Below are 14,064 nucleotides of genomic sequence, written 5' to 3'. Positions count from 1 at the left end.
ATCTTCCCCCCTTATTACCATTGCGGTTGTGCAGGGGCAGCCTGCGTCTTGACCGGCTGCGACTGCTTAGACTGCCCAGCACTTTTCTGCTTTACCACTCGCGCGATATCGCCCACCTGCAGCGGCTCACCATCCACCTGTTCGCAACGGGAACGGCTGGCCTCAACGCCCGCACAGCGGATATGTCCGACAGACACTTCCGCCGCACCGAACGTCAATCCCGTGTCAGGGTCCTTCATCTCTTCACCCGGGCGGAACACCTCAAACTTCTGTCCGGAGGCAATCCCCCCATCAAGACCACGGTTGATGTAACAGGCTTTGCCGGATGCATGCATGACTTTGACGGGGAACAACCGGTTAATGACGCGTGCTACGGCGTCTCCGCAGAAGCTGTCCACGAAACGGCTGATGGAACTGTCTTCGTGCAGATCTTCTGCAGAATACACCTTTTCCGCCAGCACCACGGTTCCGGAATGCGTATCAAGCAGACGCAGAACTGCTTCCAGGTGTTGCTGACCGCTTGTAATGGTCTCATTCAGATACGGCACAGCCTCTGTTTTAACCGTTACGCCAAGCTGACGCATTTCAACGGTCAAAATATAATCCACGCCCTGCAGCTGCTGCATGCGGGCAGCCATGTCACCGTTGTGTACGGTTTCATCAAAGGTGGCTTCCTGCACGCTCTGGTCAAGGCTGCTTCTGTCGGCAAGGATGAAACGGTTGGATGCTGTCAGACGGGCAGACAGGTCACCGACAATACGCGTTGCCACATTCTGCTGCACCGCAGGGGAGCCGCCCAGAAAGGTGACCTTGCCCACGGCAATGGCAAACCTGTTGGAACCATTGGGCGAAGCCAGCTTTTTTCCGGCATAGGCTGCGGGTTGTCCGGCGGCACGCGCGGTTCGGCCTTCGTCCTTCCGGAAGGCAAGGTCGCCCGCCATAAATCCTTCACCTTCAACCGGCTCCACAACGCTCAATCTCTCCTGAACATCCACAGCTCGCACCGTGCCGATTCTTTTCTTAATGGTGCCGATGCTGCCGACGCCTTCTTCCACCACAGCTTCGCCGGCACGCAGAATCTCGAACACGGCTCCTTCTTCCACGCCGTCGTTGGCCCCACGGGTCACCACAAGCGTACCGGTTCCTGCCAGCTTTGCCGGATAAATCACGTCAATGATACGCCCTGCCAGCTTCTTGCAGACAGCGTCCATCATTTCTCCGGCCGCGTCGCTGCCGCCGTCACCGGACCAGCTTTCCACCGTCTCGCTGGCATTGATCATGCCCACCAGTTCCGTGGTCTTCACATCCACCACACGCATGCGGATGCGCAGGTTGAGAGCCTGCTTGCTGACCGGCAGAGTCACATTGCCCACGGCAACGGTGGTCTGGCTGGCCTGCATGGTTTCAATGCTGCCGAACACCAGATAATCGGCCTGACTGTCGTTGCCGATATTCTGCAGAGCATGCACCAACGGAGCCTTGCCCCCCTGAGCGCTGGAGAGAACCCTGTCTCCGATCATGCTGCCACGGGAAACTGCACGTTCCATGGCATCGCCCAGTTTGGCAAAGAAGCCCTGCGGCTCCTCGTTGGAAAGCCGCTCGTTCACCACACGCTGCAGCATGCCCCTGTCCAGCACACGAAAACGCTTGCTGTTCTGCAGCACTTCCGCAATTCGATCCGCCATGGGCAGCGGAATGGTATACTGACGCTGGGCGCCGGTTCCGCCTGCGAGCTGATCATCGCAGGATATGATGGCGATGCTGGGCAACGTCTGTTCTGCACAATGCCCCGGCTCTGCCCCGATCAGGCATAAACACAGCAGCAAGCCTGCCATGCAGGAAACTATCCGGAATACCATACTTGCTCCTATTGCGGCTTACGCACGATATCGCGGACAGCCATCGGGCCACCTTCCACAATACGGCAGGTCGTCATCTTGGGATTGACGCGGGTCACCTCGATCTTGCCGGCGTAAGCCTCGGCACTGCCAAGATTCTCTCCGGTGTAGGGGTCCTTGATGATTTCACCGGGCGTGAACACTTCAAGGCGCATCCCTTTCTTGAGTCCGCCATCCTGCCCCCGGTTGATAATCACTTCATTGCCGCGAACCTGCACGATGAGCATCGGGAACACCGTATCCAGCAACTCATCCACGGTCTTCGCTGCCATTTTCTGCGCAAGATGTTTAAAAATGACCGGATCGGGAGTCTTGTTCCCGCTGTTCACGATGGCCTCTTTGGTAGAGAAGCTGCTTTCAACGATATAAGAAGCCTTCAGTTCGCCGGTGGAGGTATCCACAATCTGCACACTCGTGCTCATGGCCCCTATATCGCGACGACGGAACTTGTTTTCGATATTGGGAATGGCAACGGCCTCGCGGTACATCGAGATTCGCTGCACCTCGGGAATGATAAGCAACTGCGCAATGCCGAGCTTGCCTTCTTCCGCACCGGGGCCGCTTGTCAGGGAGCTCTTGGCAAACTGCTGCTCTTCCCGCACAGCGGCGAGCACGTCAGCCTGCCTGGTAAACAAAGCCAGTTTGCGGCTGTTACGCACGGCCGTTTCAAGCTCGGCAAGCAGCATGCTCTTGTTCACATTCTTTGCTGCTGCAGCAGAAACATCAGGACTCACCTTGATCTCCTGAATGGCAACCGTCACCTTGCCCGGTGCAGCTTCTCCCTGCGCATGCGCCGCACCGGCCAGCAGGAAGAGCCCTGCGAGGAAGGTGCAGAAAACTGCTGCCACATGTTTCATATGAGTGGTCATATAGCCCCCTTTTTCAGGTAAAATACAATGCCGGATTCCCGGCCATCCGGCAGGTCTCCATCTTTCCCGAGCCGTTGCATATCTGCCATCGGTCCCGCGAGCACGTTTGGCCCGCGCTGAAACCGCAGCACCGCACCCCGGCTCTCTGCTTCTTCCCGATCAAAACGGCACAGGCCCGCACAAGGCAGGCGCTGCCGGTATTACTTCCATAACCGTTCAATTTTTGTCTTCGGATAATAGAATCCGAGAATCTGCTCATGCGTCCGGCTCTTGCCCAGCTCAGCCGCTCCCCACTGCGAGTAACCGACCCCGTGGCCGTGCCCGCGCCCTGTAAAAACAAAGGTATCTCCGTGCCTGTTTATGCTTACCAGCACCTCGGGCAGATTCAGCACCCGCGAACTTGCCAGCGTTGTCCGCATCCGCACAACCATCTCTCCTTTTGCATGGCGTAACCGCGCCTTGAGAATCCGGCCGGACGGCCCGGAGAGGACAGGCTCAATCGCAGACAGGCCTTCCGCATCCACGCCTATGGCCCGCAAGGCCCCGACAATCTGGGACACGGTGAACGAGCGCTCCCACGAGGCCATCTTTCCGGCAAGACTGGCCGGATCGCTCTGGGCGACAAGGTAGGGTTTGACTGTGCCGAAAACTGCCCCCGCATCCGCCGTATATCCGCCGCTGTTGGCGGTATACTGAGAGAGGATCGGCTTATTGTTCCATGTGAGAACCATCCCCGCAGTCTGCTTCACGGCCTCGGATGTCTTCGGTGTTTCCTTGGAAACGCCGCCATACATCTGATCGCGGGTGTCATCGATAATATCGTAACTGCGGCCGGCACGATGCATTTTCTGGTAATATGCATAGGTTCGCGCCGCGATAGCCTGCGCCTTGAGGGTTTCAGCGGGCCACGAGGCATACGACTCCGAAGGTACGACGGAAAGCAGATAGCCTTCTATATCCACAAGGTTCAGCACAAGCAGTCGGCCCCTGTCGTTGCGGATCAAGAAGTTTCCGCGCACCAGCTTGCGTCTGTCGTCCACGGCAACAAGGCAAGGTTTCGTGCTTTTAAGCGAAATCGCGGCCGAAGGGTGCTGCCTGCCGTTCACAATCAGGCCGTCCCCGGCAGGTACGATGGTTATGGCAGCATGGGCGCTGCCATCTTCGAGGAACAGTGATGGATGGTCCGGAGAAGATGCGCTGAAGGTGGCTGATTGCGCGGCCTTGCCAAGGGCAACACGCAGCACAGGGACAGCTCCCCCTTCTTCTGCCTGCTCCGGCACCACCAGAGGAACATCCGCGCGGCTCTCGCCAAGCCTGCTCAGCATGGCCTCCACCTGAAAGACATATTTCCCCTGTGGATACGTGCGCATATACTGCTGATACAGCTCGCGGGCCTGTCCCGGATCACCGGCCTGCTGCAACAGGAACCCGGACTGATACAGTGCGAGTTCCGACTGGTCGGGAAACTCACGGGCCAGTTCACGGTACACCTCGAGAGCCTCGGTTGCGGCATCAAGGAAAACGGCCAGCACCATGGCCTTGGCCCGAAGAGCATCAGAACGGGTCTTGGGATACCGGCTCTCTTCCAACGCTGAATTGATGTAGCTGATTGCCTCCAGATACTTTCCCTCATCCACAAGCAGATCTGCGTTATTCAGCTGCCAACGGGCAAGCTGCTCCGTCTGCACGTCTATCTCCGCGCGCGCTTTGGCAGGCACGGAGACAACCAGCAGTACGAGCAGAAACGTCAGGATGACTGTCGCATTCCGGCGTATCAGGTGAATGAAATACAGCAACCAAAGCCCCCCAAAGGCTGACGGCGACACAACAGGAAGGGCCGTGATACCACAGCCCTTTTCAGCGTAATTTAAAGAACAAACACAACCTTTGCCTGAGGCAGAATGTTGGTCTGCTTATTCTGATTGAATAACAGCGAGGCATCACTTTCGGATATTACGGCCTCGGTCTTCTGCAACACCTTGGTGCACTTCACCACCATGGGGTTGGTTGATCCCCAGGAAGACAGCAAAGCCTTTGCCTTTTCCTCGGTCGTCGCAAAAGAACCACATCCACGGTCCATGAGCATTTTGGGAGAAACCATGGAAGGCTCAAAAAGCACTTTCATATCCTCCGTCAAAATCCTGTTTCCAAGTGCCGGAGAAAAATCAGTCCCCTCTACAAGGACAATCAGTCCGTCGTAGGCCTGTGGGGGCAATTCAACGATCTGTTCTGCCGGAATAAAGGTCTCCAGAGCGGAGACTTTCAACACGGAAGGGGGGTCCTGCAAGGTCGGCGCAAGGGTCGCATACAGAGAATTTTCTCCCCGCAGGTTAAGCCGCATTGCCACCCGGGCGTATCCGCCCTGATCAACGTATTCTTCAGCGACCACTTCCGCCCCCTGCAGAAAACCCTGCACCGAGGTCTGAATGGAGTCTTCGAGCAGCATTCCCTGACTCACGGTACTGGCCCCAAAGAGCTTGAGCCCCTTCACGGTTTCTGCCATGGCCCGCTGGGCTATCACCGTGGCCGCACGCTTTGCCTTATAGCGGGTTTGTCCTCCTTCGGATTCTCCCACAACAAGGATGTAGCCGTTTTCAAACACGGCAGAGGTTGCTTTAACCTCATGTATCTCGAGCCCGGCAACAGCCGACCCCACCCACATAAGACATATCAGAACAGCAACTGACAAACGGTTCATGATGGCCTCCTGCACGCTCTAGGAATATATAATCACGTGAACAAACAACTTTCCCCTACATAAATTGCCTATCTTTATTTCACACACCATACATCGCCAGAAGTACTACAAACAGTTCAGAAAACATCATCAGACGTGCCACAGCACAAATGCCCTCATCATTCATGTCAACGCGGCCAGCACCCCCGCATGTGACCACTAAAAAATGAAAACAACAGGACTATCGGCGCATTATGGCACAAGAAAAATATTGCTTAATACAATATTATTTTATAGTCCATCGCCTTATAGGACACATTCAGGCAAAAGCATGCACATCATCTTCCTTTTCTCATCCTGTAAGGATTTGTAGACATCCCTGAAAATTCACTATGAAGATAGGATGTTCATCAGGGACTTTGCCTATTTTCCAACAGGACCTTGTTGCATTTTCATTGCAAAATATACCATACCTTTATTGATTGTTATCGTATTTTGTGCCATCCGATGATAACACGGCATCACATGAGGCATTGCCGATTTTTGTTACGGGGGGGCCATGATCGTAATAAGAATTGCGTTTGCAGCTTGCATCATACTTTTGAGTATGACACTGACACACGAAATTCATGCAGCAGATCCATGCAGTATCGTTACTGTTGAAGGAAGTTGTGCCATTGAGGGATACACTGCCCAGCAGGCCCAGAGGATGGCCCTGCGGCAGGCAAGATCTCTCGCCATAGAACAGGTTGCAGGCGTTAATGTAGTCTCTTCGACGCTTGTTACAGACGGCAGGCTTGCAGCTGATTTCATCCGCTCCTTCTCGCGGGGCTACATCACGCAGGAAAAAACGACATGGCTTCCGGTCCGCGAATATCAGGCAGACCCGTCCACCCCGCCGATCGTTGAATACAGAGTGCAACTGGTTGCTTCTGTCGCCGTCCCCCGGCGAACCCACGCATCTCTCGGCCTCTCTGCCAAGCTGAACCAATCCATTTTCCGGGCGCATACGGAGCCGCTGGTCATCGACATACGATCAGGAGCCGATGCCCACATTGCCATATTCAACATCATGGCCGACGACACAGTCGCCATGCTCTATCCCTACAGGGGCGAACCGCTCCGCACCGGCGGGGGCAAACCGTTACAGCTTCCGAACCCTGATGAAGACCCGATGTACCTCTGCACGCTTCCCGGCGTGAACAGAGATACGGAGGCCATTCTGGTCGCGGGAATTCCGGCTTCGGACACGCGACGTTGGCGCGACGTATTCACACCGGGAGAGACAATGCCGTTGAGCACCTTCTTTGCCGCATACATGGAGCTTGCAAGCTCAGGGGAAGAGGTGGTGCTGCCGTATGAAGTATTTCAAGAATAACGCGCCCGGGCGCATACCCTCCACCATTCGGCATTCCGGATCAGCACCTGAGGCACAAGGGTAATTACATGAGCATTTCAAAGCATCTGACCATGGGCATGGTAGTTGGCACCCTCTTGCTGAGCGGGTGCCAGGGAGGCAAGCAGGCAACAGCGGACACCTCTGCGCAAAAACCGGCGGCGGGCATTCTGCAATGCGATACCGCAACACTGCAGGCCGATGATCTGGCAAGGAACTCACTCGACTGGAAAAAGATGTGGGCACTCTGCCCCGCCAGCCCCGTTGCCGGATACAACCACGCCATTCAGGAGCTGAAAAACGGCAGGGTGGAGCAGGCCCGGGCCATTGTTGCCGAAGCCGGCTCTCTGCATCCGGACTTTCTGCCTCTGCAGCAACTGGGTGAACAGCTCAAAGACCCTTTTGCAGCCATAGGCAGCCTTGCTGACGCCAAGCTCAAACAATGGCTGATGCGCGGCAGCGACCTGACCTTCAACACTCCCAAGCCCGTTAAATCCGTCCCCCCGCCCTTGCCGGAACTGGTTAAGGGGGAATATGAAAAAGCTGCAGCATTCCAGATGCGGGTGGAGCAGGCACGGGAAGAACGCCTGCGGGCATTGAAGACCATTGAAGACCGATATGCGGAAGAAGTGAGTGCCTACAATGCTGCTGTCGCTAACCACAATGCAGCTCTCGAAAAAGAGAAACAGGAACGGCTTGCCCAGCTTCCGGCCAGGCGCGCACAGTTCGTGACAGAAGCCATGCACGCCGTGCTGGGAAATCCTTCCGTGACATCTCCGGTGTATGATCCGGAAACAGAGCGGTTCTATGCCCTGCTGGTCTCCGGATCAGGAGCCGTGGCGGAGAAGATAACCATTTCTGTACCGGTTGACGCTGCACGATCGTTCAAAGAGCACATTGAGGATGTACGGCCTGTGGTACCGTATTCGCTCAAAGGCGACCGCCTTGAACGCGGGGTTCCTTACGTCACCCTCGGCAAAGACCAGTATAACGCCATGTTCACTGACGAGGGCTTCACCCCTGTGACCATGACGGCTGCTGCGGACGCGGTTCTGCCCGCCGGAACAGAAGCCAGCGTGATGGTCGTTTCCAGGCAGGACATGAAGCAGATGCTGACAGAAGATGAAGAATATTTCGGCGCTGCACTTTCAACACAGGACGACCCCAAGCTCGCCAGACTCCGTCAGGAGCAGGCAGAGACCCGTCGCCAGCTGCAACTGGCCCAGCAGGAGAAAAAACGGGAAGAGGAACGAGAACGGCTGGAGCATGAAATCCGTCTGCAGCAAAAGGAACTGGCTGCGCTGGGCGGCACCTATGGCCAGCAGTACGAAGGGCTGGATGAAAAAATACAATGGACCTTCTGTCCGGCAAAGAAGGCCGCTTCGGATACCGTTGCCGTTGTTATCGGCAATCGCGCCTACAAAAAGGGCATTCCGCTCGTTCACTACGCATACAACGACGCACTTGCAGTCAAAAAGTTTCTCATTGAAGGCGCCAGAGTACCGGAGGAAAATATTCTGTTCCAGAAAGACGCCACAAAAGGGGAAATGGAGGGCCTGTTCCGCCGCACCCTTCCCATGCGTGTGACTCCCGGCAAAACAGACGTCATCGTCTACTTCTCCGGTCACGGAATGCCCGTGGAGAACGAAGCCCTGCTCCTTCCTTCCGATGCGCGACCGGAAACTGCCGATATAGCAGGCTACTCACGAGACGAACTGCTCAAGCAGCTGGCTGCGCTGGAAGCGCGCAGTGTCATAGTCATTCTGGATGCATGTTTCAGCGGCACCGCAAAGGACAGCACCCCGCTCATCATGGCCAAACCGGTGTACCGCAAGCCGCAGAATGCCAGCCTGCCTCAGGCCGTGACGCTCATTTCTGCCAGCAGCGCAAACCAGATATCCAGAATGCTGCCGGAAGAAGGAATGAGCCTTATGACGTTGTACCTTCTCAAAGGCCTTTCTGGTGAAGCGGACACCACCAAGGACAACAAGATAACGGTAGCCGAACTGCGCAAGTACCTGACGAACGCTGTCAGCACCACCGCCCGCAAGCAATTTGACGCCGAACAAACACCGGAAGTGCTGGGAGCCGACCAGCACTCTCTGATCTCGTATTAGGGAGCAGGAACTATGCCGCATACCTCCTCGTCAAACTATCTGCGAATCATGCTCACGGCGTGCTGCATATTCTGGATGCTGGATGCATCCTTATGTGCGGCTGAGGACACATCCATCCTGTGGGAAAACAGAAACGGAAAGCGTCAGGTTGATTACCTGTCGTGGGACGCCTATCCGGATGATCCGTTCATTAAAGCCGTGCGCCAACTACCGCTTGTGGAACCAACGACCGGCATGTCCATGGTCTGGGTCCCCGGTGGCTGCTACCAGATGGGTGACGCCAAGCCCGGCAAGCAGAACGATGCACCCGCGCACAAGGTCTGCGTGGACGGATTCTGGCTCGGCCAGTTTGAAGTCACACAGGCCGAGTGGCAAAGCGTGATGGGCAACAACCCTTCCCATTTCGTCAACCCGAAGAATCCTGTAGAGAACGTAAGCTGGAACGATACCCAACGCTTCATTGCCAAACTCAATGGAAAAAGCGGCGGAAAGTACCGCCTTCCCACCGAAGCCGAATGGGAATTCGCCGCGCGTGCAGGCGCCACCACGACATACTGGTGGGGTGATGATCTTGGGCAGAACAATGCCAACTGTCTGGGATGCGGTTCCAGCTGGGATGGAAAATCCCCCGCACCGGCAGGCTCATTCTCCCCCAATGCCTATGGCCTGTATGACCTTGCGGGCAACGTATGGGAATGGACACACGACACGTACACGGCAGATGCCTACGCACGGCACGCCAAACGCAACCCCGTATGTACGGAACAATCCAACAGAAGAGTCTACCGCGGAGGAAGCTGGTATAACGGACCAGACAGCGTCCGCACGAGCAAGCGCGAGGCCAATCGTCCGGAAAAGCATTATCGCAATGTAGGTTTCAGGCTGGCACGCTCGCAATAGGTGAGACAAAGACACGTCGCCCCCAACTTCCATCCTCTGAACATCACCCGGGTATTGTAATGAAGAAGCACGTCATTTCCTTCACTGTGGCTACCATACTAATCCTCTCTACGGCATGCGGAGCACTTGCTACCGGCAGCAACAAGAGCGAAGTGCTCTATATTGAGCAAGGCAGAGAGCTCATTCAAAAAAAGGAGTACGACAACGCCGTGCGCCTGCTTGAAAAGGCTGTAAAAGAATTCCCCGAATCCAATGTGCTTCGCGCCGACCTTGGCAGAACACTGATGTTTACCGGTGAATATAAACGTGCGGAAGAAGAATTTCAGAAGGCATTCAAGATAGACCGCACCACCATGGTCGCCCAGCAGCTTATCGAACAGACCAGACTGACGCAGGAGGCATTGACAGACAGGGACATGGAGCGACGCTACAACCTGTTTGAAGGCAAGGTGATAAACGGCCTCACCGTCTTTCTGGGAGTGTTTCTCGGCACGCTTGTTCCAGTTCCACTGTGGCGCCAGCGCTACGCCTTCCGAAAGGCCCTGAGGCATGAAAACTGGGACATGGTCACCGACCACCTTGAAGACTTCATCGGCAACTGGAAAAAAGCCGAACTCCGGAGAGCCATGGACATTATGCTTGGCAGTTACAGCCAAAGCGACGTGGAGACAATCATCACCAACTATGTCGACGACGCCTCCGCCAGAGACAAGCTCTTATATTTTCTTGAGCGCATGCACGCCAAGCGGTGCCCGTTGACCATTTGCAAGCAGGAATAGCCAACGGATCGGCAATTTTCTTTATCCCAACTTTGATCAAGGAGCCTTACCTCTAAAATACAGGTAAGCTCAACCATTGCCAGCCCCCCCATCTCCCAACTTAAGCAAAAGACAGCCTCGTTGCCGTCAACCCATGTATTTTTTCAACAGTATATCAATCGGACAGTAGGTATAACCAGGGTAAACCGTTTCCATTGGAAGTCACCTCCCGCCATCGACCAAAACGACATCATGCCCCCTCGGGGGCCCACAAGCAAAAGAATGGCCGCCACAAAAGGCGGCCATTGATCTTAACCATTCACCGCCTGTGACTACCTCTTTTGCAGGTGAACGCTTTTCATCTGAGCGATAGCATCAAGCAGAACAGACATGTCCACATCTTCACTTTCAGGCATCCTCAAGAACTTAACAATACGACCCTACAATCTCAATTCCGTATTTTTCAATAATACATTCAACATCATCTAAGCGGACAAAATCAATAACTTCAAGCACACGCCTCCAGTCCGGAGCGACACCTCGTGTTATTAAATCAAGGGACTCAATGTAAGATATAAATGCTGTAGCATCTTCTTCTGTGAAAATACCATCCAAACTAAGCCATGCAGCCTCGCACTCTTCACAAACGTAGATAATGGTATTTATTTTTTCAATAGAACTTTTTCTATTCTTCCATCCATCAATCGAGAGCAGTAGACTATACGATTCTTGTCGATCCATATTGTTTTTTCATTATTCTAAGCCCTATTTTACTGGATATGCAGAAACAATCTCAGCAGTCCCCGGTCGAGTTGCCATGCGTACACTTCTCTCACCATGTGTTCCGATCACCTTGCCCATATCAACGATACGGACATCAAGCCCATTGTCGTTAAACGCTGGGCTTTTTCTTGCCCATGCCTCATCGAGCAGACCAAGAACCTGATCTTTGGGAACACTAAACACGGAGTGATTATCCTTATACGTAACCTTGGAATGCTCAAGGCGACCTTGCTCTACAAAAACGTATTGCGCGACCACTCTATTTTCAAAGTTTCACACTTGCACTTTGCATTGTTACCGCCAACCAAAAGTATATTTCCAAGCTATCGCATCCAATGCCAAGTCATTTAGTCCTGAATATCTGCGCTGTATTTCACTACGGACCAACAGACCTGCACCATCTAGCGTCAAACCAGGTGGCCAGTTAATTTCCAAACGGTCGACTTCACCAAGGACAATCAAAGCTTTTGCGAACAATGCATGGCCAAACGCCTCAACAACCTTTCCGTCGTTATGTTGGGGAGAGGCACTCTCCCCGAACCCCAAAAGCATAGTAATAGCAAGGCTAAGATTCTGAGTTTCAGAAAGATGGCCCGAATGCATTCCTACAGCTGACATTTACTACCCCCTCCTTTTTTTCGTCACGCGGAGAACCTTTTTCTTGGACTGACGACTCATGACCGCCGTGCTACAGAGCGTATTGCAGGCCAGGGACTTGAGTTAGCACCTGTTGAAACTCGGCATCACGCATCAAAGCAGCAATGCCTTCATCTTTTGCTCCTCCGCGTATCATATTTTGCATGGCCGTAAGGCCTGCATCCCCCAAGTCTTCATGTCAGGAGGGAGGGCGGCTGTGAACGCTTTATATTCCCGAGCTCGCTGCTGAATCTCTTCACCCGCGCTCTTGAATCCTTGGGTAATCCCCTCAAACCCGCTCGCAATCTCCTTAATTACAGCCGGATCAACATACACCGACACAGCCGCTTCTGAGTCCTTGGCAATCTCCTACGCACGGGCAAGGTCGCGGTTCAGACCTTCAAGCCCTGGATTGGGGTCGGAGCGGATGATGATGGTGCCTTCACCGATGGTGGCACGGTTGATCTGGCGTCTATCTTTGGAGGCAGTGGTCAAGCCTTGTCTGTTGCAACTATGCTGGGGTTCAAAGCCAAAGAGGCCGCGTTTTGCGGCCTCTTCCTATCGCTTGTTCATTCGTTGATTATAAGATTCTTGGTCCCAGTTCAAAGGAGTGAAAGCCTCTCGCGGTAAGGATTTTACGCGTCCGCTCTCGACATCTTCCTTTGTATAACGATATTGCTTCGGGAAAACCGGCTTCCAATCCGGATCTATCGTTGCGTTTCTCTCATACCTGATTGGAAACATGCCAGACTCGTCCGATATCAGCAGTACGGCAGCATCAAAAAACTCAGGATCAGACAGCTCCCAATACGTTCTCCCAGATTCAAATAAGGGGTAATCACTATTTAAGAAATACTTCATGTAACTCTTAGACCAACTCCTCATCTCCCTCTCTGCAAAACCATGAAATGACTTCCATTTTATAGTCTTTGAATCAGGAGAATATATATATCCTAAATACAATGGGAACGAATACTTCTCAAGGCCGTCGCTACTATAATTAACAAACTCATAACTAGTTGGAGTTGCAACAAGATACACAACCCAGTCCACTTTATCTGCAAGAACATTTGAGCATTTCAAAATAAAAACAAGTAAAACAAATAGTAAACTAAAGCCCTTCACCCACTTCACAACGCCCCTCACTCATAGCCCTGATTGATATAAACAATCGGTTACATTCCATTAAATTAGCAAACCAATACGCACAAGCAAAAGAGTGGCCGCCCTAAAAGGCGTCCATTAATTTTAACCATGCACAGCCTGCGGCTACCTCTTCTGCAGGTGGATGCTTTTTATCTGAGCGATAGCATCAAGCAGAACAGATTCGTGAGATGTCCACGTTTTTTTCTTCACATCTTCTTCCGTGCCGCGCCACGCCAGATAGACCTTCACAAAGGTATGTTCCACCTGCCCAATGAACAGAAAAGCGCGTTCTACCGTCTTAGACAAATAACGACGGGCAGATGCCAAAAGCTCAACACGGGCCGGGGCCAACCGCTACGTGCAACGGCTCAGAGCAAGACGCAACGCCGCACCTATTTCTTCAGGGGTGCTTGTGGCAGGAATCACCACTGTTGCTTCATCGCCAACACCGTCCCATGCTTCCAATTTAGCATGGTGCCAAGGAGTCAATGTCAGCACGCCGTTTTTGCTCTCGAGACTCACCCTTTTCATATTTTTGAACAATGCCCGTTTGTTTTTGTAACCGCAAATCTCCATCAAGGCATTCACACACGCAGGATAATTCACCTTAAAATCACAGACAGCCATATCAAATTCAACGCCTTCAGGAAATGTTACCCCCTCACGAGGAGCAGGAAGAACCCAGCGACTATGCGCAAGTGCATCCAGCACGGCTTCGCCTAGCGCCAGATCACAGGCATCAGATGATAAGAGATGCTGCTTGCCCTTGGGGTCACGATCTGTCCCCCCCCGATATCCCGACCACGTATCTACGCAAATAAAATCGGCATTGCATACAACTGCCGCCCAATAGCCTCTGGTTACTTCACCCATTCTACCCTCGT

General features: G+C 53.6%; 14 protein-coding genes. 4 read left to right on the top strand and 10 right to left on the bottom strand.

Annotated elements, in window-relative coordinates; translation table 11 throughout:
* Positions 1–14: 14 nt before the first annotated feature.
* From HUV30_RS17340 to HUV30_RS17325, 4 genes are all read right to left on the bottom strand, one after another.
* The gene (locus HUV30_RS17340; protein ID WP_174406757.1) at positions 15–1,859 is read right to left on the bottom strand and encodes a CsgG/HfaB family protein; all 1,845 of its coding nucleotides are present in this window, start codon (positions 1,857–1,859) and stop codon (positions 15–17) included.
* A gap of 8 nt (positions 1,860–1,867) precedes the next feature.
* Positions 1,868–2,767 (bottom strand): hypothetical protein, encoded by a 900-nt coding sequence (locus tag HUV30_RS17335; protein WP_174406756.1) that lies wholly within the window; start codon positions 2,765–2,767, stop codon positions 1,868–1,870.
* Between the two features lie 200 nt (positions 2,768–2,967).
* Complete coding sequence (locus tag HUV30_RS17330) at positions 2,968–4,563, bottom strand: SpoIID/LytB domain-containing protein (protein WP_174406755.1); 1,596 nt, start codon at positions 4,561–4,563, stop codon at positions 2,968–2,970.
* A gap of 71 nt (positions 4,564–4,634) precedes the next feature.
* Positions 4,635–5,465: a TP0624 family protein gene (locus HUV30_RS17325; RefSeq protein ID WP_174406754.1), complete on the bottom strand. Its 831-nt coding sequence runs from the start codon at positions 5,463–5,465 to the stop codon at positions 4,635–4,637.
* A 688-nt stretch (positions 5,466–6,153) separates the two neighbouring features.
* Between HUV30_RS17325 and HUV30_RS17320 the strand changes: the two genes are divergently transcribed.
* The 4 genes from HUV30_RS17320 to HUV30_RS17305 all read left to right on the top strand — a co-directional run bounded on the left by HUV30_RS17320 (position 6,154) and on the right by HUV30_RS17305 (position 10,636).
* The gene (locus tag HUV30_RS17320; RefSeq protein ID WP_174406753.1) at positions 6,154–6,822 is read left to right on the top strand and encodes a hypothetical protein; all 669 of its coding nucleotides are present in this window, start codon (positions 6,154–6,156) and stop codon (positions 6,820–6,822) included.
* Between the two features lie 68 nt (positions 6,823–6,890).
* Positions 6,891–8,957, top strand: coding sequence for a caspase family protein (locus tag HUV30_RS17315; RefSeq protein WP_174406752.1), 2,067 nt, complete (start codon positions 6,891–6,893; stop codon positions 8,955–8,957).
* Positions 8,958–8,969: 12 nt separating this feature from the next.
* On the top strand, positions 8,970–9,857 hold the full coding sequence (locus tag HUV30_RS17310; protein ID WP_174406751.1) for a formylglycine-generating enzyme family protein: 888 nt from the start codon (positions 8,970–8,972) through the stop codon (positions 9,855–9,857).
* A gap of 59 nt (positions 9,858–9,916) precedes the next feature.
* Positions 9,917–10,636: a tetratricopeptide repeat protein gene (locus HUV30_RS17305; protein WP_174406750.1), complete on the top strand. Its 720-nt coding sequence runs from the start codon at positions 9,917–9,919 to the stop codon at positions 10,634–10,636.
* A gap of 405 nt (positions 10,637–11,041) precedes the next feature.
* On the opposite strand, the gene HUV30_RS17300 is transcribed toward HUV30_RS17305, so the two are convergent.
* From HUV30_RS17300 to HUV30_RS17280, 6 genes are all read right to left on the bottom strand, one after another.
* Positions 11,042–11,356: a hypothetical protein gene (locus HUV30_RS17300; RefSeq protein ID WP_174406749.1), complete on the bottom strand. Its 315-nt coding sequence runs from the start codon at positions 11,354–11,356 to the stop codon at positions 11,042–11,044.
* 24 nt (positions 11,357–11,380) lie between these two features.
* Positions 11,381–11,581: a hypothetical protein gene (locus HUV30_RS17295; protein ID WP_174406748.1), complete on the bottom strand. Its 201-nt coding sequence runs from the start codon at positions 11,579–11,581 to the stop codon at positions 11,381–11,383.
* Positions 11,582–11,692: 111 nt separating this feature from the next.
* Positions 11,693–12,016 carry a hypothetical protein gene (locus tag HUV30_RS17290; protein ID WP_174406747.1) on the bottom strand — a complete coding sequence of 108 codons (324 nt, stop codon included), beginning with the start codon at positions 12,014–12,016 and terminating at the stop codon, positions 11,693–11,695.
* 387 nt (positions 12,017–12,403) lie between these two features.
* Positions 12,404–12,529, bottom strand: a complete 126-nt coding sequence (locus HUV30_RS18500; protein WP_276512326.1) for a hypothetical protein — start codon at positions 12,527–12,529, stop codon at positions 12,404–12,406.
* Between the two features lie 63 nt (positions 12,530–12,592).
* Complete coding sequence (locus HUV30_RS17285) at positions 12,593–13,168, bottom strand: hypothetical protein (protein WP_174406746.1); 576 nt, start codon at positions 13,166–13,168, stop codon at positions 12,593–12,595.
* Positions 13,169–13,534: 366 nt separating this feature from the next.
* Complete coding sequence (locus HUV30_RS17280) at positions 13,535–14,053, bottom strand: contact-dependent growth inhibition system immunity protein (protein ID WP_174406745.1); 519 nt, start codon at positions 14,051–14,053, stop codon at positions 13,535–13,537.
* Between the last annotated feature and the right edge of the window lie 11 nt (positions 14,054–14,064).

It is taken from the genome of Desulfovibrio subterraneus (assembly GCF_013340285.1).
GTDB classification, from domain to species: Bacteria; Desulfobacterota; Desulfovibrionia; order Desulfovibrionales; family Desulfovibrionaceae; genus Halodesulfovibrio; species Halodesulfovibrio subterraneus.
Note: the sequence above shows the minus strand (reverse complement) of the source record. Positions and strands in the feature narration are given on the sequence as shown.

Excerpts from the sequence above, each read along its gene's own strand:
- HUV30_RS17305 (WP_174406750.1), top strand. The coding sequence starts at position 9,917 with ATGAAGAAGCACGTCATTTCCTTCACTGTGGCTACCATACTAATCCTC.
- HUV30_RS17325 (WP_174406754.1), bottom strand. The coding sequence starts at position 5,465 with ATGAACCGTTTGTCAGTTGCTGTTCTGATATGTCTTATGTGGGTGGGG.
- HUV30_RS17340 (WP_174406757.1), bottom strand. The coding sequence starts at position 1,859 with ATGGTATTCCGGATAGTTTCCTGCATGGCAGGCTTGCTGCTGTGTTTA.
- HUV30_RS17320 (WP_174406753.1), top strand. The coding sequence starts at position 6,154 with ATGGCCCTGCGGCAGGCAAGATCTCTCGCCATAGAACAGGTTGCAGGC.
- HUV30_RS17290 (WP_174406747.1), bottom strand. The coding sequence starts at position 12,016 with ATGTCAGCTGTAGGAATGCATTCGGGCCATCTTTCTGAAACTCAGAAT.
- HUV30_RS17315 (WP_174406752.1), top strand. The coding sequence starts at position 6,891 with ATGAGCATTTCAAAGCATCTGACCATGGGCATGGTAGTTGGCACCCTC.
- HUV30_RS17335 (WP_174406756.1), bottom strand. The coding sequence starts at position 2,767 with ATGACCACTCATATGAAACATGTGGCAGCAGTTTTCTGCACCTTCCTC.
- HUV30_RS17310 (WP_174406751.1), top strand. The coding sequence starts at position 8,970 with ATGCCGCATACCTCCTCGTCAAACTATCTGCGAATCATGCTCACGGCG.
- HUV30_RS17280 (WP_174406745.1), bottom strand. The coding sequence starts at position 14,053 with ATGGGTGAAGTAACCAGAGGCTATTGGGCGGCAGTTGTATGCAATGCC.
- HUV30_RS17300 (WP_174406749.1), bottom strand. The coding sequence starts at position 11,356 with ATGGATCGACAAGAATCGTATAGTCTACTGCTCTCGATTGATGGATGG.